This is a genomic window from Aminobacter sp. Y103A, from assembly GCF_030294925.1.
GTDB classification, from domain to species: Bacteria; Pseudomonadota; Alphaproteobacteria; order Rhizobiales; family Rhizobiaceae; genus Aminobacter; species Aminobacter ciceronei.
Window position 1 is genome coordinate 2,717,509 of sequence record NZ_AP017986.1, and the last position, 21,422, is coordinate 2,738,930.

General features: G+C 61.9%; 21 protein-coding genes and 2 pseudogenes. 18 read left to right on the forward strand and 5 right to left on the reverse strand.

The window, feature by feature from the left end:
- Positions 1–3: 3 nt before the first annotated feature.
- Complete coding sequence (gene clpA / locus Amn_RS13295) at positions 4–2,475, forward strand: ATP-dependent Clp protease ATP-binding subunit ClpA (RefSeq protein WP_067962443.1); 2,472 nt, start codon at positions 4–6, stop codon at positions 2,473–2,475.
- 70 nt (positions 2,476–2,545) lie between these two features.
- On the opposite strand, the gene Amn_RS13300 is transcribed toward clpA, so the two are convergent.
- Complete coding sequence (locus Amn_RS13300) at positions 2,546–3,796, reverse strand: GGDEF domain-containing protein (protein ID WP_154386044.1); 1,251 nt, start codon at positions 3,794–3,796, stop codon at positions 2,546–2,548.
- Positions 3,797–3,989: 193 nt separating this feature from the next.
- On the opposite strand from Amn_RS13300, the gene Amn_RS13305 reads away from it, so the two are divergent.
- The 4 genes from Amn_RS13305 to Amn_RS13320 all read left to right on the forward strand — a co-directional run bounded on the left by Amn_RS13305 (position 3,990) and on the right by Amn_RS13320 (position 6,153).
- Positions 3,990–4,736, forward strand: a complete 747-nt coding sequence (locus Amn_RS13305) for an AzlC family ABC transporter permease (protein ID WP_286297674.1) — start codon at positions 3,990–3,992, stop codon at positions 4,734–4,736.
- On the forward strand, positions 4,733–5,080 hold the full coding sequence (locus Amn_RS13310) for an AzlD domain-containing protein (protein WP_286297679.1): 348 nt from the start codon (positions 4,733–4,735) through the stop codon (positions 5,078–5,080). Before Amn_RS13305 ends, Amn_RS13310 begins: the two co-directional genes overlap by 4 nt.
- A gap of 117 nt (positions 5,081–5,197) precedes the next feature.
- A complete protein-coding gene (locus Amn_RS13315; protein ID WP_286297682.1) occupies positions 5,198–5,515 on the forward strand; it encodes a hypothetical protein in 318 nt (105 codons plus the stop codon).
- A complete protein-coding gene (locus tag Amn_RS13320; protein WP_154386042.1) occupies positions 5,506–6,153 on the forward strand; it encodes a phosphatase PAP2 family protein in 648 nt (215 codons plus the stop codon). The genes Amn_RS13315 and Amn_RS13320 overlap by 10 nt, the downstream gene beginning before the upstream one ends.
- Before the next feature lie 100 nt (positions 6,154–6,253).
- Here Amn_RS13320 and Amn_RS13325 read toward each other — a convergent pair whose 3' ends face one another.
- Entirely contained in the window at positions 6,254–6,688 is a 435-nt protein-coding gene (locus Amn_RS13325) for an HIT family protein (RefSeq protein WP_154386041.1), read from the reverse strand.
- 88 nt (positions 6,689–6,776) lie between these two features.
- Here Amn_RS13325 and Amn_RS13330 point away from each other — a divergent pair, with 88 nt between their 5' ends.
- Complete coding sequence (locus Amn_RS13330) at positions 6,777–7,106, forward strand: DMT family transporter (protein WP_067966619.1); 330 nt, start codon at positions 6,777–6,779, stop codon at positions 7,104–7,106.
- A 3-nt stretch (positions 7,107–7,109) separates the two neighbouring features.
- On the opposite strand, the gene Amn_RS13335 is transcribed toward Amn_RS13330, so the two are convergent.
- The 3 genes from Amn_RS13335 to Amn_RS13345 are packed head-to-tail and all read right to left on the reverse strand — an operon-like array spanning position 7,110 to position 9,552.
- On the reverse strand, positions 7,110–8,312 hold the full coding sequence (locus Amn_RS13335) for a GNAT family N-acetyltransferase (protein ID WP_192316751.1): 1,203 nt from the start codon (positions 8,310–8,312) through the stop codon (positions 7,110–7,112).
- Between the two features lie 38 nt (positions 8,313–8,350).
- The gene (locus tag Amn_RS13340) at positions 8,351–9,079 is read right to left on the reverse strand and encodes a glycerophosphodiester phosphodiesterase (protein WP_067966615.1); all 729 of its coding nucleotides are present in this window, start codon (positions 9,077–9,079) and stop codon (positions 8,351–8,353) included.
- A gap of 8 nt (positions 9,080–9,087) precedes the next feature.
- Positions 9,088–9,552: a RidA family protein gene (locus Amn_RS13345; RefSeq protein WP_286297694.1), complete on the reverse strand. Its 465-nt coding sequence runs from the start codon at positions 9,550–9,552 to the stop codon at positions 9,088–9,090.
- 143 nt (positions 9,553–9,695) lie between these two features.
- On the opposite strand from Amn_RS13345, the gene Amn_RS13350 reads away from it, so the two are divergent.
- The 12 genes and pseudogenes from Amn_RS13350 to fabZ all read left to right on the forward strand — a co-directional run bounded on the left by Amn_RS13350 (position 9,696) and on the right by fabZ (position 21,411).
- Positions 9,696–10,523, forward strand: a complete 828-nt coding sequence (locus tag Amn_RS13350; RefSeq protein WP_067962414.1) for a cell envelope integrity EipB family protein — start codon at positions 9,696–9,698, stop codon at positions 10,521–10,523.
- 9 nt (positions 10,524–10,532) lie between these two features.
- Positions 10,533–10,805, forward strand: a pseudogene (locus tag Amn_RS13355) (DUF4031 domain-containing protein); the annotation flags it as partial.
- Between the two features lie 363 nt (positions 10,806–11,168).
- Positions 11,169–11,951, forward strand: coding sequence for a 30S ribosomal protein S2 (gene rpsB, locus Amn_RS13360; RefSeq protein ID WP_067962398.1), 783 nt, complete (start codon positions 11,169–11,171; stop codon positions 11,949–11,951).
- Between the two features lie 118 nt (positions 11,952–12,069).
- The gene (gene tsf, locus Amn_RS13365; protein WP_067962397.1) at positions 12,070–12,990 is read left to right on the forward strand and encodes a translation elongation factor Ts; all 921 of its coding nucleotides are present in this window, start codon (positions 12,070–12,072) and stop codon (positions 12,988–12,990) included.
- A 107-nt stretch (positions 12,991–13,097) separates the two neighbouring features.
- Complete coding sequence (pyrH, locus tag Amn_RS13370; RefSeq protein ID WP_286297699.1) at positions 13,098–13,820, forward strand: UMP kinase; 723 nt, start codon at positions 13,098–13,100, stop codon at positions 13,818–13,820.
- A gap of 43 nt (positions 13,821–13,863) precedes the next feature.
- On the forward strand, positions 13,864–14,418 hold the full coding sequence (gene frr / locus Amn_RS13375) for a ribosome recycling factor (RefSeq protein WP_067962393.1): 555 nt from the start codon (positions 13,864–13,866) through the stop codon (positions 14,416–14,418).
- 32 nt (positions 14,419–14,450) lie between these two features.
- On the forward strand, positions 14,451–15,170 hold the full coding sequence (locus Amn_RS13380) for an isoprenyl transferase (RefSeq protein ID WP_083948597.1): 720 nt from the start codon (positions 14,451–14,453) through the stop codon (positions 15,168–15,170).
- Between the two features lie 7 nt (positions 15,171–15,177).
- Positions 15,178–16,008, forward strand: a complete 831-nt coding sequence (locus Amn_RS13385) for a phosphatidate cytidylyltransferase (protein WP_067966611.1) — start codon at positions 15,178–15,180, stop codon at positions 16,006–16,008.
- An 82-nt stretch (positions 16,009–16,090) separates the two neighbouring features.
- Positions 16,091–17,230 carry an RIP metalloprotease RseP gene (gene rseP / locus Amn_RS13390; RefSeq protein WP_154386038.1) on the forward strand — a complete coding sequence of 380 codons (1,140 nt, stop codon included), beginning with the start codon at positions 16,091–16,093 and terminating at the stop codon, positions 17,228–17,230.
- 221 nt (positions 17,231–17,451) lie between these two features.
- Entirely contained in the window at positions 17,452–19,824 is a 2,373-nt protein-coding gene (gene bamA, locus Amn_RS13395; protein WP_286297706.1) for an outer membrane protein assembly factor BamA, read from the forward strand.
- A 72-nt stretch (positions 19,825–19,896) separates the two neighbouring features.
- Positions 19,897–20,937 (forward strand): annotated as a pseudogene (gene lpxD / locus Amn_RS13400) (UDP-3-O-(3-hydroxymyristoyl)glucosamine N-acyltransferase); the annotation flags it as partial.
- Positions 20,920–21,411 (forward strand): 3-hydroxyacyl-ACP dehydratase FabZ, encoded by a 492-nt coding sequence (gene fabZ / locus Amn_RS13405; protein WP_286298040.1) that lies wholly within the window; start codon positions 20,920–20,922, stop codon positions 21,409–21,411. The pseudogene lpxD and the gene fabZ, both read left to right, overlap by 18 nt.
- Positions 21,412–21,422: the final 11 nt, after the last annotated feature.

Here is a 21,422-nt window from a genome sequence, read left to right on the forward strand (position 1 = left end):
TGAATGCCGGCTTTCTCCCAGGGCCTCGAAAAAGCGCTGCATCAGGCGTTGACGCTCGCCAACGAGCGTCACCATGAATATGCGACGCTCGAACATCTGCTGCTCGCTCTCATCGACGACAATGAGGCAGCAGCGGTCATGCGCGCCTGCAACGTCGATCTCGACGAACTCAAGCAGACAGTGCTGACCTATATCGACACCGAGCTCGACAATCTCGTCACCGGCTATGACGAGGATTCGAAGCCGACCGCCGGTTTCCAGCGCGTCATCCAGCGCGCCGTCATCCACGTCCAGTCGTCCGGCCGCGAGGAAGTGTCCGGCGCCAACGTGCTCGTTGCGATCTTCGCCGAGCGCGAGAGCCATGCCGCCTATTTCCTGCAGGAACAGCAGATGACCCGCTACGACGCGGTCAACTACATCTCGCACGGCATCGCCAAGCGTCCCGGCGCCACCGAAACGCGCAGCCCGCGCGGCGCCGATGAGGAGCAGGGCAGCTCGAACAATGAGGCAAACGAAGAGACAGGCAAGGGCAAGAAGCAGCAGGATGCGCTGACGGCCTATTGCGTCAATCTCAACGTCAAGGCGCGGGCCGGCAAGATCGATCCGCTGATCGGCCGCGAGTCCGAGATCAACCGCACCATCCAGGTGCTGTGCCGCCGCTCTAAGAACAATCCGCTCTACGTCGGCGACCCCGGCGTGGGTAAGACTGCGATCGCCGAGGGCCTCGCCAAGCGCATCGTCGAGGGCGATGTTCCCGAAGTGCTCGAGGATGCCACCATCTTCGCGCTCGACATGGGCACGCTGCTTGCCGGCACGCGCTATCGCGGCGATTTCGAGGAACGCCTGAAGCAGGTGGTCAAGGAGCTCGAGGAGTATCCGGGCGCTGTGCTGTTCATCGACGAGATCCACACAGTCATCGGTGCGGGTGCGACATCGGGCGGCGCGATGGATGCCTCCAACCTGCTCAAGCCGGCGCTGTCGTCGGGCGCCATCCGCTGCATCGGCTCGACCACCTACAAGGAGTTCCGCCAGTTCTTCGAGAAGGACAGGGCGCTTGTCCGTCGTTTCCAGAAGATCGACGTCAACGAGCCGACCGTCGACGACGCCATCGAGATCATGAAGGGCCTCAAGCCCTATTATGAGGACTTCCACAAGGTGAAGTTCACCAACGAGGCGATCAAGGCGGCCGTCGAGCTTTCGGCACGCTACATCAACGACCGCAAGCTGCCCGACAAGGCGATCGACGTGATCGACGAGACGGGCGCGTCGCAGATGCTTTTGCCGGAAGGCAAGCGCAAGAAGACGATCGGCATCAAGGAGATCGAGGCGACGATCGCCACGATGGCGCGTATTCCGCCGAAGACCGTCTCGGCCGACGACGAAAAGGTGCTGGCCGGCCTCGAGGTCGAGCTGCAGCGCGTCGTCTATGGTCAGGACACGGCGATCACCGCGCTTACCTCGGCCATCAAGCTGGCACGTGCCGGCCTGCGCGAACCGGAGAAGCCGATCGGCTCCTACCTGTTCTCGGGCCCGACCGGTGTCGGCAAGACCGAAGTGGCAAAGCAACTCGCTCTGTCGCTCGGCGTCGAGCTGATCCGCTTCGACATGTCGGAGTATATGGAGCGCCATACCGTCAGCCGCCTGATCGGCGCGCCGCCCGGCTATGTCGGCTTCGACCAGGGTGGTCTTCTGACCGACGGCGTCGACCAGCATCCGCATTGCGTGTTGCTGCTCGACGAAGTGGAAAAGGCCCATCCCGATCTGTTCAACATCCTGTTGCAGGTCATGGACCACGGCAAGCTGACCGACCACAACGGCAAGCAGATCGACTTCCGCAATGTCATCCTGATCATGACCACCAATGCGGGCGCGTCCGACGCGCAGCGCGCGGCGATCGGTTTCGGGTCGACAAAACGCGAAGGCGACGATGTCGAGGCGATCAACAGGCTGTTCACGCCCGAGTTCCGCAACCGCCTCGATGCCATCATCCCGTTCGGCTCGCTGCCGGTGCCGGTGGTGCATCAGGTCGTGCAGAAGTTCGTCATGCAGCTGGAAGCCCAGCTTTCCGAGCGGGGCGTCACCTTCGACCTGTCGCCGGATGCCATCGCTTGGCTGGCCGAGAAGGGCTACGACGAGCGCATGGGCGCGCGTCCGCTCGGCCGCGTCATCCAGGAGCACATCAAGAAGCCGCTGGCCGACGAGGTGCTGTTCGGCAAGCTCAAGAAGGGCGGCACGGTGCGTGTCACCGTCGAGAAGAAGGAAACCGGCGAATCCGGCCTGAAACTCGAGACGGTTGCCGACGAAGTGCCAGTGAAGCCGAAGAAGGAAGATCCGGCCGATCGTCCGAAGCCCAAGAAAGCTGCTGCCAAGAAGCCGGTCGCCAAGAAGGTCGTGTCGGCGAAGCCGAAGTCCGAGCCGAAGGGCAAGGATGGCGGCAAGCGCAGCCTCGTTCCCCAATTGCCTCGAAAGGGCTGATTGGAAAAACAAGGAAGCCCCGGCAACGGGGCTTCCTTTTTGGCTGATCGAAACTGCCCGGCGGCTTGCTTCAGGCGATGACGGGGCTCTCGACGCGGTTCCGGCCGAGCCGTTTGGCACGATACAGCCAGGTGTCGGCATCCCTGATCATCTGCTCGACCGAAACTGGACCGCTTCTGGCGGTCGTCACCCCGATGCTGACGGTGGTGCTCAGGCCGGGCTCAGCCAGGGTCATGCTCGCTACCGCAGCGCGCAGGCGCTCGGCGAGGATCGTCGCGTCGCCGGCGTTCAAGTCCTGGCAGATGGCGACGAACTCTTCGCCACCATAACGGAACAGGCGGTCGCCGCTGCGCAAAGCGCCGTCCAGCGCGCGTGCAACGTCCTTGAGCACCTTGTCACCGGTGACATGGCCATACTGGTCGTTGATGCTCTTGAAGTGGTCGATGTCGATCATCAGCATGCTCACCGGCTTGCGGTCGGCCAGTGGCCGGTCGATCAGCGACTGTGCCACCGCTTCGAAATGGCCACGGTCACTGGTGCCAGTCAGCGTGTCCTTGCCGGTCTTTTCCAGCAGGTCCTCGTAGCGATGGCGGAACGTCAGCCGGTCGAAGACCTTGAGCAGCGGCTCGGGGCCGGCCAGTGCCGGACGTGTCTCGACATATCTGAGGTAGATGACGAGCATTGCGCTGTAGAGGGCCGCTGCCGCCATCTTGGCGATCCAGCCGCCGTAAAGCGCGCTGATCGGCACACCCGACACGAGATGCAGGCCAAGGAAGAACATCAACTGGTCGAAGGTGAGGACCAGAGCGGCGCTGAGGAAAATGCGCTTGAACAGGGTGTTGGCGATGCGCTGTCCGAGCTTCTCGTAGATCAGGATCAAGGCGATGCTGTCGAGGAACAGCAGGGCCGTGCCCCAGACCATCAGTACGCCCATGTCGTCAAGGAACGTCAGGTCGGGTTGATAACCCGGCATTTCCGCGACATCGCCGTAGAGGCGCAGGATCAGGGCCAGCGCCACCATCAGGCAGTTGCCGATCAGAAGCCCGTAGATCGGCTGGCGCACTGTCTCGGCATCCTCCTTGATGTAGAGCAGAAGGAACATCAGCAGCTTGCCGGAAAACATCACCGTAGAGCCGGGGGATATCAGGCCAAAGGGCAGCTGAACGAAGAAGACGGCGGCAAGATAGGTCTCGAGGAAGTGCATGACCCCAAGCACGCAAACAAAGATTCCGATGCCGAATCTGTGCCGTGAATGGAAAACCGCGGCCATGGTCACGAAGTAGATCAGCGCTTGCAGGACCAGCAGCAATGCACCTGTCATGACCTGGCTGTTCCTCGCTTCCCACCCAAAGGCCTATCTACACATTCGCGGTAGGTAAACCGTTAATATGCCGTCTCTTTCGCTGGTTGGCGCGATATGGCGCGGTCGGATCGGTGGTCACGAGGTGCAGTCGATTGCGCCAGGCGGATCGAAGCGCTGACTTGGCAGGGAGGCCATGCTATGCGCGGTTTCAATGCCTGCTGACCACGCATCTCCAACGCCGAGCCTGTCGACACGCCGCCTCTGGTATCTGCGCGGCGTTCGCGCTGCCTTTTCGATCCCCGGCCTGATCCTCGCCAGCGCCTTTATCGGCTTTGCCGGGCTTGCCAAAGAGGCCGGGCTGACGCTTGCGCAGACCGTCTTCATGGTCGGCATGGTCTGGGCTCTTCCGGCCAAGGTGGTGCTGATCGGTGCCATTCTGTCAGGCGCTTCGCTGCCGGCGGCGGCCTTTGCGGTGGCGTTGTCATCGATACGTCTGACCCCGATGGTGGTGGCATTGGTGCCGGAGCTGCGTGGGCCGAGGACGCCGCGCTGGGTGCTCTATGTCCTGTCGCACTTCGTCGCCGTCACCTCCTGGGTACTGGCGATGGAGCGGCTGCGCGGCATCCCGCGGGAGCTTCGCACCACCTACTATGCCGGGCTCGGCTCGACGCTCGTGCTGTTCAACATGGCGGTCACGGCCATCGTCTATCTCGTCGCCGACAGCCTGCCGCCTATCGTCTCGGCGGCATTGTTCCTGCTCACGCCGATGTACTTCCTGACCTCGCTCTGGGGCTCGGCGCGCGAGCGGGCAGGGCACGTTGCCATGATCCTCGGCCTCATTCTCGGCCCGCTTCTCCACCTCGTCGTGCCCGGCTTCGACCTGCTCGTCGCCGGCTTGATCGGCGGCGGTATCGCATTTGCCTTCCACAAGCGGGCGTGGCGGAGGACATCGGCATGACCTTCGCCGCTTTCGACAACTGGTGGTGGCCGTTCCTGTTCATCCTCGTCGGCGGCTGGCTCGCCACCGACGCCTGGCGCTTCCTTGGCGTCTATCTCGGCGACCGCCTGTCGGAGGAGTCGGACCTGCTTGTCCTGGTCCGCGCACTCGCCACCGCACTCGTCGCCGCGGTCATCGGCAATCTGATCGTCTTTCCCAGCGGAGCGCTTGTCGACACCGCGCTTGCCCTCCGCATCGGTGCCGCCTGCGCTGGGTTCGTTGCCTATATCTGCCTCGGGCGAAAGATTTTGGTCGGCATCGTTGCGGCCGAAGTGATCCTGCTGGTAGGGATGTGGACATCCTGAGCCGCTGGGACATTGCCCGCAGTCCAGAGCCACAGCGCTGGTTCCGCTGTGTCTCGGTACATTCGCGACAGCTTAATTTCTGATGCCTAATATCCTCCAAGGGTTGGGGGATCCACAATGACTGAACTGGACGTGACGGCGCCCGAACTCAGGCAGCGGACTGATGCCCTGCTGTCCGTCAAAATGACGCTCGTTGGTTTGCTGATTGCGATCGATGCGCAGTCGATAGGGGCGACGGACTTCGTTTTTGACCCTGTCAGCGCGGTCAAAGTGGTTGCCGTGGTATCCGGATTGGCGTCCATATCCTGGTTCTATGCCGTAATGCGCCCGGTCGAACGCTTCCAGGTCCTGTGTGCCGAAACAGCTGTGCTGTTGGCATTCTCTGCGGCCGCGGCCGTGCTACGCGTTCTGGTGATTCCAACGACATGCCGCTGATCGACGACCGGTTGATCACATTCGACGCTGCGTTGGGTTTCGATTGGCGTGCCTATGTCGATTTCGTCAATGCGAGACCCTGGCTCGGCCAACCGTCGTCAATGGTCTTTGTCACATCACTGTCGCAGGTTGCATTGACAATACTTGCGACCAGTTTGCTGGGACGAACCCGGCGCGTTCAGCAGGTCGTGACTGCGGTTATGCTGGGTGCGCTGGTGTGCGTCTTGGTTTCAGCCCTCTTGTCGGCAGCCGGAGCTCTCGGGACCGTCCGTCCATCCGCCGACTTCATGGCTATGAACAAGCCAATCGTCGATCTCGCATACAAGCAGGCGTTTTTTGACATTCGCGCCGGCACATCACGCTTGATCTCACTTGACCACCCCCAAGGGCTCATTGCGTTCCCGTCCTATCACTGGACGCTGTCTGTGTTGACCGTGATTGCTTTCTGGAGGGTCAGGATCTGGTTCTGGCCTGTGTTGGCGCTGAACCTTGCCGTCATTTTGTCTTCCCCAGTTGACGGCGGCCATCATCTTGCCGACGCGTTGGCCGGCGTTCTTGTGGCGTTTTTGGCCTGGGGGATGGCTGAGAAGCTCTCAACGGTTGTTGAAGGCCGGCTGGCCGTGGAAGCCATCGCGTGATCTGGAGCAGGGGCTCTGAAGTAGCGGTTGAGACTACGGCGCATTCGACAGGCCGGCCGCCGAGGCAGCGCTCTCGCTGGCCTGAAACGCGCTGCGTCTGTCATGCTCCCGCCAGCGCAGCCCTGATCTTCTCTGCGTTTGCCGCCAGCACTTCAGGCTTTTCCATCACCGCCGCGTGACCCTTGGGTGCGACGCCTTCGAAGCGAGGCACGATGTGGACGTGGAGATGGAACACCGTCTGGCCGGCCGGAGCTTCGTTGAACTGCGAGATCACGATGCCGTCGGCGTCGAAAGCCTGCTGGGCGGCCCTTGCCACCTTCTGGACTGCTGCGAACAGCCGGCCGAATGTCTCGGGTTCGGCGTCGAGAAAGTTGCGCGACGGCGTCTTGGGCACCACGAGCGTATGCCCGGTGCTCTGCGGCATGACATCCATGAACGCCACCACGGCATCGTCTTCGTAGACACGATGCGAGGGGATCTCGCCGCGCAGGATCTTGGCGAAGATGTTGTTTGGATCGTAACCGGCGCTCGACATGGCCTATCCCGTTTGCTGCGATTTCGTGGTGGATGTTTCGGCGCTGGCAGGCGGAACGTCAAGCCGCGGAAGGCTGCAAGGAGCTGAGTTGAACTACATCTATCTGATCGTGGCGGTGGCCTTCGAGGTCGTTGCAACCTCCGCCCTCAAGGAAACCAACGGTTTCACGCGGCTGTGGCCATCCGTCGTAGCACTGGCCGGCTATGCCTGCGCCTTCTATTTCCTTTCCCTTGTGCTGCGCCAGGTGCCGGTCGGCATCGTCTATGCGATGTGGTGCGGTGCCGGTATCGTCTTCATCACGGCGATTGCCTGGATCTGGTTCCGCCAGACGCTCGACCTGCCGGCACTTCTCGGCATCGGGCTGATCATGGCGGGCGTCATCGTGATCAACCTCTTCTCGAAGTCGATAGCCCACTGAACCTCAGCCGCGCCGGAACGGCCCGTGATCATCGAGATACTCGCCGATCTGGGCGACCTCCCGGCGTTCGCGCTCGAGATATTCAGCGACGGCGCGGCGAAGGCCGGGGTGGACGATGTAATGCGCCGACTGCGTCGTGACGGGGCGATAGCCGCGCGCCAGCTTGTGTTCACCTTGGGCGCCGGCCTCGACGATGCGCAGCTTGCGTTCTATGGCGAAGTCGATGGCCTGGTGATAGCAGACCTCGAAATGCAGGAAGGGGTGGTCCTCGATACAGCCCCAGTTGCGGCCGTAGAGCGTGTCGGAGCCGATGAAGTTGATCGCGCCGGCGATGTAGCGGCCGCCGCGCCTGGCCATGACCAGCAGCACGTCGTCGGCCATGCGTTCGCCGATCAGCGAGAAGAATGTCCGGTTGAGGTAAGGCCGACCCCATTTGCGGCCGCCGGTGTCCATGTAGAAGGCGAAGAAGTCGTCCCAGTGCGCTTCGGTGATGTCCTTGCCGGTCAGTCGTTCGATCGAAATGCCTTCGGTCAGCGCCTCGCGCCGCTCCTTCTTCAGCGCCTTGCGCTTGCGCGAGGCCAGCGTGGCGAGAAAGTCGTCATAGGTGCCGAAGCCTTCGTTGAAGAAATGGAACTGCTGGTCGGTGCGGCGAAGGAAGCCGGTGTCGGCGAGGATGTCGACTTCGTCCGGCTCGGCGAAGGTGACATGTGCCGACGACACCCCGACGCCCTCGGCGACACTGCGCAGCGCCGTTGCCAGCGCCGCCTTGGTTACGGTTGCCGTGTTGCCGGGAACAGCCAGAAGGCGAGGGCCGGTCGCCGGCGTGAACGGTATCGAAGCCTGGAGCTTGGGATAATATCGCCCGCCGGCGCGCTCGAAAGCGTCGGCCCAGCCATGGTCGAAGACATATTCGCCCTGGCTGTGTGATTTGGCGTAGCAGGCAAGGGCACCGAGAAAGCTGCCGTCGGCCTTTTCCAGCCGGAGATGGTGGCCTTGCCAACCGGTCTTGCGTACGGCGCAGCCGGAGTCCTCGAGGATGCTCAGAAAATCAAATGAAACAAACGGGTTATAGGCCGATCCTGAAGCCTTTGACGTGCCTGAGAGGCTGTTCCAGTCGTCGCGTCCGAATTCGCTGATGCTTGAGACGACGCGGACGGCGTAGCCGCCATCCGCATTCGTCGCCCCGACATCGCTCGCATTGCTCATGCGTAGTTACTTACGCTCGATAACAGCCGTTGCAAGGGTCAGGCCACCGCCAGCGCATCGGGATCAAAACCCTCGAAGGTCATCTGGTCGGCCTGCGCGAAGGTCGTCCGCACGGCGTCTTCGTCGCGCACTGTCCAGGTGATGACCGGCATGGCGAGCTTGTCGCGCACAAAGCTGACGAACCTGTTCGGCAGGTGCGTCACGGAGTAGGAAACAAACGAAATGCCGTGTGCCAGCATCGAAAAATGTGCTTCGAGCTCGTGATCCAGATCGCCCCAGGCGGTCAGTCCGGCCGGAATGCCCGGTGCGTGACGGGAGAAGTCGCGGATCAGCCAATGATCGAAGGACATGATCGCGGCCTTGCCCTTGTAGTTGCGCAAGGCCGCCGCCACGCGTTCGACGAGTTCGCCATCATGCCCGGGAATGCCCTTGAGTTCGATGACCAGGGGTACGCGCCCGTCGACCAGTTTGAGCATTTCGGCAAGCGTCGGCACATGATCGGCGGTGCCGCCGACGCGAAGTGCCGCAAGCTCGCGTGTCGTACGCTGCCAGATGAAGCCATCCGTACCCGTCAGCCGGTTGAGCACGTCGTCATGAAACACGGCAACGTCGCCGTTGGCGGTCAGATGGACATCGCACTCGATGGCAAAGCCGCGCGCCGCTGCGCGCTCAAAGGCGGACAGCGTGTTTTCCCAGCAGGTCTTGTTGAGGTCGTGCAGGCCGCGATGAGCAATCGGGCGGGCGGTCAGCCAGGATAGGTCGGTCATGAGGCCGCTCATTCGTGCTCGATGATGGCTTCGATCTCGACGGCGGCATTCAGCGGCAGCGAGGCGACGCCGACGGCCGAACGCGCATGCTTGCCGCGGTCGCCAAGTGCCGCGACCAGGAAGTCGGACGCACCATTGGCGACGAGATGCTGCTCGGTGAAGTCGGAGGACGAAGCGACAAAGACGCTGATCTTGACAATGCGACGGATCTTTTCGAGCTCGCCAAGAGCTGCCTTTGCCTGGGCGAGGATGTTAACGGCGCACTGCTTGGCCGCCTCCTTGCCGCCTGCAACGTCGACATCGCGGCCAAGCAGGCCGGTGACGGTGAGCTTGCCGTCCTTGAGCGGCAGCTGACCGGCGGTGAAGACGAGATTGCCCGAGCCCATGTAGGGCACGTAGTTGGCGGCGGGGGCTGCGGCTTCGGGCAAGGTGATGCCAAGATCGCTTAGCCGCTTTTCGATTGTTTCGCCCATCGTCTTTCCTTATCTCTGAGTCTCGTGTGGCGGGTGAGGCTGCGCCGAAACTGCTATGTTTGCCTCGCTTCCGCCACGACTTTTTTTAAGGTGGACCATCATTCAAGGCGGCTTGTCATGGCCGCGCCGATCGGAGCCAGTGTATGCGCGCAAAGCGCCTTGTTCTTCTTGCCACCCTGTCCACCTCGCTGCTGTCCCTGACGCCAGCTCTTGCGGCTCCCGTGCTTGCGCCCCATCGCGCCGTCTATGATCTGGTGCTCGACCAGGCCTCCGACCGGTCAGGGATAACAGGCCTTTCCGGGCGCATGGTCTATGAGTTCAATGGCTCCGCTTGCGAAGGCTACACGGTCAAGTTCCGCTTCGTGACCCAGATCGCGACCAGCGAGAACACGCGGCTGACCGATCAGCAGACGACCACCTTCGAGGACGGCGAGGGCAAGACCTTCTCGTTCGTCACCAAATCCTTCGTCGATCAGAACCTCGACCGCGAGGTCAAGGGCACGGCGACGCGCGAAGCCAACGGGCTCAAGGTCGCTTTGGAAAAACCGTCGGCGGGTTCCGTCGACCTCGCGAAGACGCAGTTCCCGACCCAGCATCTCGTCGAGCTGATCGACAAGGCCGAGAAGGGCGAGACCTTTTATGAAACGAGCCTGTTCGACGGCTCCGAGGACGCCGACAAGGTGATGACCACCACCGTCATCGTCGGCAAGAAGAGCGAGGCGCCGGAGGCCGATCCGGAGCGCCCTGCGCTTGCGGCACTCGCCAAGGACAAGTTCTGGCCGGTCGACATCGCCTATTTCGACGAAAGCAAGGGCGGCGGTGAGGAGGTGCCGGAGTATCGCATCAGCTTCAAGCTGCATGAGAACGGCCTGACGCGCGACTTGGTGATGGATTACGGCGATTTCTCGATGACCGGCAAGCTGGTCAATCTATCGTTGTTTCCTGTGCCGCAAGGCGACTGCAAGCATTAGGCCGCTGTCGTGGCGGTCTATGTCGACGCGGCAATCTGGAAGTGGGTGGGCCATCGCTGGTGCCACCTGCTCGCCGACGACACCGACGAGTTGCATCGTTTCGCCGCCCAGCTCGGCCTGAAGCGTTCGTCCTATCAGGGTCCGCCCAAGACCTCGGCGCCGCATTACGACATTACAGGCTTCGAGCGTGATCGTGCCGTGCGTCTTGGCGCGATCGAATGCAGCCGCGACGAGATCGTGGCGGTGTTTCGCCGCGTGCGCGTGCGCAACTTCAAGCGCCGCGAACCCAAGGTGGTGCAGGAATCGGTGGAACAGGAGCCCGGCATGTCGCGCTGGGCGGCCGGCAGCTGATCTTCTGTTCCGAAGGGAATCGCTGCCAAGGAATCCTCTGCCTGACCAGTGGCGACCGTGCGCTTCGGGAGGCTTTGGTTGAGGCCCACAAGCACGGAAAGCCTCGATTTCCCGGGCAATCGGGCCGGTCCCGGGGTTGCGCTCACCAGCCAATACGTCTATATGCCGCCGCATTCCACACACGGACTTCGGTTTCTGTCCGGGAGAAATCCGGCTGAGACCCCCCGGTGGCGTTTCGAGCATCCAGCGAAAAGCGTCATTGTCCGTGGAGGCCAACCGGATAAGGAAATAACGATGGCACTGCCTGATTTCAGCATGCGCCAGCTTCTTGAAGCTGGTTCTCACTTTGGCCACCAGACCCACCGCTGGAACCCGAAGATGGCGCCCTACATCTATGGCGCCCGCAACAACATCCACATCATCGACCTGTCGCAGACTGTTCCGCTTCTGCACCAGGCTCTCAAGCAGGTTTCGGACGTCGTTTCGCGCGGCGGCCGCGTGCTGTTCGTCGGCACCAAGCGTCAGGCTTCGGACATCGTTGCTGACGCTGCTCAGCGTTCGGCCCAGTACTATGTCAACTCGCGTTGGCTCGGCGGCATGCTGACCAACTGGAAGACGATCTCGAACTCCATCCAGCGCCTGCGCAAGCTCGACGAGCTGCTCGCTGGCGAAGCCCACGGCTTCACCAAGAAGGAGCGCCTGAACCTTGAGCGCGAGCGCGAAAAGCTGGACAAGGCCCTCGGCGGCATCAAGGACATGGGCTCGACGCCGGACCTGATGTTCGTGATCGACACCAACAAGGAAGCCATCGCCATCCAGGAAGCCAAGCGTCTCGGCATTCCGGTTGTCGCGATCATCGATTCGAACTGCGATCCGGATAAGATCGATTTCCCGATCCCCGGCAACGACGACGCTGCCCGCGCCATCCAGCTCTACTGCGATCTGGTTGCCAAGGCTGCGATCGACGGTATCGCTCGCCAGCAGGGCGCGCTCGGTGTCGACATCGGCGCATCGGCCGAAGCCCCGGTTGAGCCTGCGCTCGACGAGACTCCGTCGACTGAAGCGCCCCAGGCGTAATCACGAAGGCCGGGAGACCGGCCTTCCTTTTCAGGATTGGGCGCAACCAGCGCCGGCGTTCGGCGCATCATCGAACCCTCGGTGGTGCGCTCGCGCATTTTGAAGCAAAGAGGCCACAATGAGCATTTCGGCAGCACAGGTTAAAGAACTCCGCGAACTCTCGGGCGCGGGTATGATGGATTGCAAGGCGGCTCTCACCGAGACCGGCGGCGACATGGAAGCCGCGGTCGACTGGCTGCGCAAGAAGGGTATCTCCAAGGCCGACAAGAAGGCCAGCCGTACCGCGGCCGAGGGCCTGGTCGGCGTCGATGCCGGCGTGCGCGAAGCCGTCGTCGTCGAAGTCAACTCGGAGACCGACTTCGTTGCCCGCAACGCCGCCTTCCAGGAAATCGTCGCCAACGTGTCGAAGGTCGCTCTCGCTTATGGCGACACCGACGCTGTTGCCGCTGCGAAATATCCGGGTTCGGACAAGTCCGTTGCCGACACTATCAAGGACGCTGTCGGCACCATTGGCGAGAACATGAGCTTCCGCCGTTCGGTCAAGCTGTCGGTTTCTGAAGGCGTCGTTGCGACCTATGTCCACAACGCGGTTGCCGACAACCTCGGCAAGCTCGGCGTGCTGGTCGCTATCGAGACCGCCGGCAATCATGACGCGGCCCGCGCCTTCGCGCGTCAGGTCGCCATGCACGTTGCTGCGACCAACCCGCTGGCCCTGACGCCCGACGAAGTCGACGCTTCTGCCGTCGAGCGCGAAAAGTCGATCTTCGCCGATCAGGCCCGCCAGTCGGGCAAGCCGGAGAACATCATCGAGAAGATGGTCGAAGGCCGCATGCGCAAGTTCTACGAGGAAGTCGTGCTGTTGAAGCAGGCTTTCGTGCTCAACCCCGACCTGACGGTCGAGGCGGCACTGAAGGACGCTGAAAAGCAGATCGGCGCGCCGGCAAAGATCACCGGCTACGTTCGCTTCGCGCTCGGTGAAGGCATCGAGAAGGAAGAGAGCGACTTCGCCGCTGAGGTCGCCGCGGCCGTCAAGGGCTAAAAAGCAGCGCTGCATCAAGCGCTTCCTGAGGATAGCCGAAGGGCGCCGCGTGACATCGCGGCGCCCTTCGTGTATCGGAACCCAAATTCAACAGCCGCGAGGAACCCATGACCGACAAGCCGCTCTACCGGCGCGTACTGCTTAAGGCGTCGGGTGAAGCCCTGATGGGCGAGCAGCATTTCGGCATCGACGTTTCCGTTGTCGACCGTATTGCCAGCGACATCGCCGAGGCGAGGGCGCTCGGCGTCGAGGTCGGCGTAGTCATTGGCGGCGGCAACATCTTCCGCGGCGTGGCAGTGGCATCCAAGGGTGGCGATCGCGTCACGGGCGACCACATGGGCATGCTTGCCACCATCATCAATTCGCTGGCTCTGCGCACCTCGCTGCACAAGCTTGGCGTCGAAGCCGTGGTGCTTTCGGCGATCGCCATGCCCGAACTGTGCGAGAGCTTCTCGCAGCGCCAGGCAACCGCTTACATGGATGCCGGCAAGGTCGTGATTTTTGCCGGTGGCACGGGCAACCCATTCTTCACCACCGATTCGGCAGCGGCCCTGCGTGCCGCCGAGATTGGCGCTGACGCGCTGTTCAAGGGCACCCAGGTCGATGGTGTCTATTCGGCCGATCCCAAGAAGGACCCAGCTGCGACGCGCTTCGAACGCATCACGCACGCCGAAGTCATCACAAAAGGCCTGTCCATCATGGATACGGCCGCGATTGCTCTTGCGCGCGAAAACAACATCCCGATAATCGTCTATTCGATCCATGAAAAAGGCGGGTTCGGCGAAATATTGAAAGGTGGCGGCCGCTGCACGATTGTTGCGGACGCCTGACGATTGGAACGATGGCCCCGAAATCGGGACCAAGGAGACTGCAATGAGCACGGATTACAGCGATCTTCAGCGCCGCATGGAAGGCGCCATCAACGCCTTCAAGCACGACCTCGCCTCGCTGCGCACGGGCCGTGCCTCGAGCAACCTGCTCGATCCGATCCACGTCCAGGCCTATGGCTCGTCGATGCCGCTCAACCAGGTAGCCACAGTGTCCGTGCCTGAGCCGCGCATGATCTCGGTCTCGGTCTGGGACAAGTCTATGGTCGGTGCTGTCGATCGCGCCATCCGCGAATCCAACCTTGGCTTCAACCCGATCGTCGACGGCACCAACCTGCGCATTCCGCTGCCGGAGCTCAACGAGCAGCGCCGCAAGGAACTGGTCAAGATCGCCCACACCTACGCCGAGAACGCCAAGGTCGCCACCCGCCATGTGCGCCGCGACGGCATGGACGCACTCAAGAAGGCCGAGAAGGATGGCGACATCAGCCAGGACGACCAGCGCGTCCAGTCCGACAAGGTCCAGAAGCTGACCGACGATACGATCAGCCAGATCGACAGCCTGCTCGCAGGCAAAGAAGCCGAGATCATGCAAGTCTGAGGCAGGCATACGGCCGGCCCGAAAGCGAACGGATGACTACGCCCGCGCATGTCGCAATTATCATGGACGGCAACGGTCGCTGGGCAAAAGCCCGCGGCCTGCCGCGCGTTGCGGGCCACCGGGCCGGAGTCGAGGCGTTGCGCCGCACCGTTCGTGCCGCCGCAGACCTCGGTATTTCCTGGCTGACCGTCTACGCCTTCTCCTCGGAGAACTGGTCGCGGCCCAAGTCCGAAGTCACCGACCTCATGGGGTTGCTCAAGATCTTCATTCGGCGCGATCTTGCCGAACTCCACAACAGCGGTGTGCGCGTACAGATCATCGGCGACAGGGCCACACTGCAGCCCGATATCCGCAGCCTGCTCGAGGAAGCCGAAACGCTGACATCGGGCAATGATGCGCTGACACTGGTCATCGCGTTCAACTATGGGGGGCGCGACGAGATCGCGCGCGCCGCGCGCCGGCTGGCGGAAGCGGTCAAGCGTGGCGACATTTCAAGCGAGCAGATCACGCCGGAGCTGTTTGCCGAGGAACTCGACACATCGGGCATTCCTGATCCCGATCTGGTCATTCGCACCAGCGGCGAAATCCGGCTCTCCAATTTCCTGCCCTGGCAGTCGGCCTACAGCGAGCTGATCTTCCAGCCTTGCTACTGGCCGGATTTCACCCGCGAGCATCTGTCGGAGGCCTTGCGCGAATATACTGGCCGCGAACGCCGTTTTGGCGGGCTTGCAGCGCGCGACGTCGCTTCGTGACCTTGCCATGAGCAATCTCCAGCTCCGGACAATTTCAGCGATCGTGCTGGCAGCTGCTGTGCTGTTGCTGACATGGCTGGGCGGGCTGCCGTTCAGGATGCTGACCGCGGCGATAGCGCTTGCCATCTTCTACGAATGGTCGCGCATGTCGCGGCCGAACAGCGAGACAGGATGGGCTGGCGGCAACCTCAACATGCTGCCGGAAGTGTTCATCCTGATGTTCGCCGGCGCCCTGGTCGCGGGCATTCCGGCACTTGCGCTGATCATCCTGGCCGCTGTCTTCACGTTCATCCTGTGGGGGCTGGGCAAGCTGCGCAGGGCAGGGGCGTGGGAAGCTGCCGGCTTTGGCTATTCTGCGCTCTCCGGCCTGTCCCTTGCCCTGTTGCGCGGCGACGACGCGTCGGGCCTCGTCGCCATCCTGTTTCTGTTCGCGGTTGTCTGGGCGACGGACATTTTTGCCTATTTTGTCGGCCGCAAGGTCGGCGGGCCCAAGCTGGCACCGGCCATTTCGCCCGGCAAGACGCGCAGCGGCGCTGTTGGCGGCGCTGTCGGTGGTGTGGTTGCCGGACTGTTGCTCGCCAACTTTGCCGGTACGGGCAATTTGTTCCTCCTGGCCGTGATAGGCCTGCTGCTTTCGGTGATCTCGCAGGCCGGCGATCTGTTCGAATCATGGGTCAAGCGTCGGCATGGCTACAAGGATTCGGGGTCGCTGATTCCCGGCCATGGCGGCGTGATGGACCGCGTCGATGGGCTTGTCGCGGCTGCATTTGCCCTATACGTCATCGGCTGGATGTCCGGTTCCGCCGACCATCCGGCTCAGGGATTGTTTCCGGCCTGAGCGACCAAGTTCAGGGGCGCAAGCCTCGGGCAAGGCGCGGTGCTGCACTTGAAGCGCCAAGGTATCTGGTTGAGGGCTTGAATTGAGCGAGTATCTTCCCGCGTTCCTGACTACGGATGGTCTCCTGATCGGCACCATCGTGCCGTTCCTGTTCGTGCTCACCATCGTCGTGTTCGTGCACGAGATGGGCCATTATCTGGTCGGCCGCTGGTGCGGTATCGGTGTAAAGGCCTTTTCGATCGGCTTCGGCCCCGAACTGCTCGGCTTCAACGATCGTCGCGGTACGCGTTGGAAGCTTTGCGCCATTCCCTTGGGCGGCTACGTCAAGTTCGTCGGCGACATGAGCGTCACCAGCAAGCCGGAGGGCGGCGGGGACGACAATCTCAGTGCCGCCGAACGTAAGATCGCGTTCCATACGCAACCAGTGTGGAAGCGCGCGGCGACCGTGTTCGCCGGACCGCTGTTCAATTTCCTGCTGACGATTGCCGTCTTCACTGTGCTGTTTTCGGCTTATGGCCGCTATGTCATGGAGCCGACGGTTGCCGAGGTGCGCGCCGCCAGCCCGGCGGCGAATGCCGGTATCCAGCCGGGCGACCGATTCGTCAGTGTCGACGGCCAGCCGGTGGAAACCTTCTCCGACGTCCAGCGCATCGTCTCGGGACGCGGTGGCGATCCGCTTACCTTCGTGATGATGCGCGACGGCAAGGAAGTCTCTGTTACGGCGACGCCCGAAATGATGGAGCAGAAGGACGCGCTCGGCAATTCGGTCAAGGTTGCGGTCATTGGCGTCGTCAACAATGAGGAGCTGGGGCAGCCCAGGCTGATCAGCTACAGCCCAGGCGGCGCATTTGTGCAGGCGGTTTCCGAAACCGGGCACATCATCGAGCGTACCGGTCAGTTCCTGAAGCGATTCGTCGTTGGCCGGGAGGACAAGTGTCAGCTCGGTGGACCGGTCAAGATCGCCGACATGGCCGGCAAGGCGGCCCAGCTGGGCTTCGTCTGGTTGGTGCAATTGGTGGCTCTTTTGTCGGTCGGCATCGGTTTTCTGAACCTTCTGCCGATTCCTCCACTCGACGGCGGCCACTTGGCGTTCTATGCAGTTGAAGCTGTCATCAGGCGCCCTGTTTCCGAGCGGGCGATGGAGGCTGTATATCGAGTGGGGATGATTCTCGTGCTGGCGTTTATGGGCTTCGTTTTCTGGAACGACCTGTTTGGCTGCTGAAATCATGAAGAAATTTGGGGCCGGCAAGGGGTCCGTTGAGAGGGCGTTTACCATCCGGGGCGGTATGCGTGACGCGAAAGTCACGCTCGCTGAGGAAGTAAGCGCAAATTAACCAGAAGCCTTGCGTGTAGGGAAAATCCAGTTATTACGGTACGGGAAATTACCGCGACGTCCGGTTTTCTCGCCGTGGGGACTTCGAGAAAAGGTTGTAAAGGCCGATTATGAAGGCAGCATCTAAGTTTGCGAGCGCCGCGTCCGCGGTTGCTCTTTCCGCCGCTCTGGCCATTCCAGGCGCCGTGGCGGTCCAGTTTGTTGCCGTGTCAGCCGCGCAAGCGGCGGTGGTCAACCGGGTCGAAGTGCGCGGCAATCAGCGCGTCGATGCGGATACCGTCCGCAACTACATCTCCATCAAGCCCGGCAAGTCGTTCACGAACACCGATATCGACGACGCGGTGAAGGCGCTGTTCGGCAGCGGCCTGTTCTCCGACGTCCGCATCAATCAGGTCGGCTCGACGCTCGTCGTTCAGGTTTCCGAATATCAGGTCGTCAACAACGTGCTGTTCCAGGGCAACAAGAAGCTCAAGGACGCGGCACTCGGTGGCGCCATCCAGCTCAAGCCCCGCGGCGCGTTCTCGCAGGCCGCTCTCGAGGCTGACGCGCAGTCGATCAAGGAAGCCTACAAGCGCGTCGGCCGTGACGACGTCACCGTCGGCACCCAGATCATGGATCTCGGCGAAAACCGCGTGAACGTGGTGTTCGAGATCAATGAAGGCGGCCGCACGAAGATCGCCGCGATCAATTTCGTCGGTAACGACGCCTATGGCGATCGCCGCCTCGCAGATGTCATCTCGACCAAGCGCTCGTCGTTCCTGTCGTTCATGTTGCGTGACGACATCTATGACGAAGACCGCCTGCGCGCCGACGAGGAAGCGCTGCGTCGCTTCTATTTCAATCACGGCTACGCCGACTTCCAGGTTGTCTCCGCCTTCGGCGAACTCGACGAGGCGACCAACCAGTACACCATCACGATCACCGTTGACGAAGGCCAGCGCTACACGTTCGGCGATGTGTCGGTCGAAAGCAGCATCCCCGAGGTCGACGGCGCGAGCCTGCAGCGTCTCGTCGAGACGCGCAAGGGCGATGTTTACAACGCCAAGGACGTCGAAGATTCGATCATCGCGATCACCGAGAACGTTGCCGGCGCTGGCTATGCCTTCGCCAAGGTAACGCCGCGCGGTGACCGCAACTTCGAAAGCCGCACGATCTCGGTTGTCTACACCGTAGATCAGGGCGCCAAGGCCTATGTCGAGCGCATCGAAATCCGCGGCAACGAACGCACCCGCGACTTCGTGATCCGTCGCGAATTCGACGTCTCCGAAGGCGATGCCTTCAACCAGGTGCTGATCCAGCGCGCCAAGAAGCGCCTCGAAGCTCTGAACTTCTTCGAACGCGTCGAAGTCTCGACCGCTCCCGGATCGCAGCCTGACCAGGTTGTGCTGGTTGTCGATCTGGTCGAGAAGTCGACCGGCGAGTTCTCGATTGGCGCCGGCTATTCGACCGGCGGCGACAATGCCGGTCCGTCGGTGGAAGGCTCGATTACCGAGCGCAACTTCCTCGGTCGCGGCCAGTTCATCAAGTTCTCGGCCGGTGGCGGCAAGAACTCGCGTGACTACAGCTTCTCGTTCACCGAGCCGTATTTCCTCGGTCGTCGTATTGCTGCTGGTTTCGACGTCTATCGCCAGACCCGCAAGTACGACGACAAGTACGACAGCGACATCACTGGCGGTACTATTCGCTTCGGCTTGCCGATCACCAACAACATCTCGACTCAGCTTGCATACAACCTCTCGCAAGAGAAGTATGAGCTTAACGAAAAATGCGATACCAACGGTGACGGCGATCCAGATGTTGGCTGCTCGATTTCGCCAGCTATCATCGATGGCATTGAGAACAGCCCTTGGATCAAGTCGTCGGTCAGCGGTACGCTGGTCTACAACACCATCGACGACATGAAGAACCCGCATAACGGCATCTATGCGAACTTCACGACCGAAGTGGCTGGCCTTGGCGGCGACGCGAAGTTCGTCAAGTTCACCGGTCGTGCGAGCTACTATCAGACGCTGTCGGAAGAGCTTGATATCGTTGGCCTCGTATCGGCTGGCGCCGGTCACATCCAGGGCTTCGGCGATGACGGCCTGCGCGTCTTCGATCACTTCAAGAACAATGATCGGATGATCCGCGGCTTCGAATACAATGGCATCGGACCGTACGATCAGACCGGCGGTGACCATCTCGGCGGTACCACCTACTTCAATGCCTCTGCCGAAGCACAGTTCCCGATCCCGGTCGTGCCGGAGAGCTTCGGCCTGCGTGGCGCCGTCTTTGCGGATGCAGCGACGCTCTATGGCAGCAAGGTTAATGTCGCGGGCACCAATATCGTGTCGACAGACATGGAATTGCGTGCCTCGGTCGGTGTCGGCCTGCTCTGGGCTTCGCCCTTCGGTCCGCTGCGCATCGACTATGCGGTACCGGTCAAGAAGCTGGACACCGACAATACGCAGGAATTCAACTTCGGCATTTCGACCCGCTTCTGATTGCGTGGTACAACGTTTCCGGGCCGTCACGGCCCGGAAACTCTTTGCCCGGCTTGGCTGGAACAGCATTTCATGACGGAACCGGTATTTTTTGTGCCGTCACGCCGCTACACGGTGGGCGAGGTGGCCGGCCTTACCGGCGCGACGCTCGTCGACCCCAAACATTCCGAAATCGCCATCTCGACCATCGCAGCGGCAAGCAGTGGTGGCGATGGCGCTTTGGTGTTTGTCGACGGCAAGCGCAACGCAGCACCGCTCAAGTCGCTGCATGCGGCCGCTGTCCTGTGTACGGCCGATGTCGCCGACCTTGTCCCTGATGGCATTGCCATTCTCGTTTCGCCGCGTCCGCAGCAGGCCTTTGCCCGCATCGGCAGGCTAATTTATCCGGATGCCGAGCGCCCGGTAGGTGTGAGCGGTGAAGCAGGCATTTCGCCATTCGCCCACATTGATCCGACCGCTCATGTCGAGCCAGGCGCCGTCATTGAGGCTGGTGTGGTGATCGGCCCGAACGCGGCAGTCGGCAGCGGGACTGTGGTATCCGCTCATGCGGTCATCGGTCGTTCGACCCAGATCGGCCGCGATTGTTATGTCGGTCCGCACAGTTCGATCCAATATGCGTTGATCGGCAATGGCGTGATCATCTACGCCGGCGCCCGCATCGGCCAGGATGGCTTTGGTTTCGCCGGCGGTGCGCGGGGTCCTGAACGCATCCCGCAGATCGGCCGCGTCATCATCCAGGACAATGTCGAGATCGGCGCCAATGCGACGGTCGATCGTGGCGCGATGTCGGACACCGTCATCGGCGAAAACACCAAGATCGACAATCTCGTCCAGATCGCCCACAACGTGCGCATTGGCCGCAATTGCGTTATTGCGGGGCTGACGGGTATTTCGGGCTCGGTCGTCGTCGGCGACAACGTGATGATGGGCGGCGGCGTCGGCCTGGCCGATCACCTGACCATCGGATCGGGGGCGCAGCTGGCAGCGCGCAGCGGCCTGATGCACGACGTGCCGGCAGGCGAAGTCTGGGCAGGATTTCCTGCAAAACCGATGAAATTGGCAATGCGCGAGTTCGCGTTGATCAGAAAAATGGCCATGGGAAAACCAAAGGGGGTGGGAGCAGTGACTGACCAGGCGACCAGGACACTCGAAGCCGTCGATATCCTCGGCCTGCACAAGCTGCTGCCGCATCGTTACCCGTTCCTTCTGATCGATCGCATCGTCGACATCGACGGCGACGATTCCGCTGTCGGCATCAAGAACGTCACCTTCAACGAACCGCACTTCCAAGGGCATTTCCCGGGCCATCCGGTCATGCCCGGCGTGCTGATCATCGAGGCCATGGCACAGACGGCGGGCGCCATCTGCCTGCGGCTGGTCGTCGACGAAACGCCGTCGCTTGTGTACCTGATGACGGTCGACGGCGCCAAGTTCCGCAAGCCGGTCGTGCCGGGAGACCAGCTCCGCATTCACGTCAAGAAGATCAAGAAGCGCGGCAACATCCTGAAGTTTGCCTGCGACGCGCAGGTCAATGGTGCGACGGTAGCCGAAGCAGAGGTGGCCGCGATGATGGTGCCCAAGGAATAAGCAACAACTCC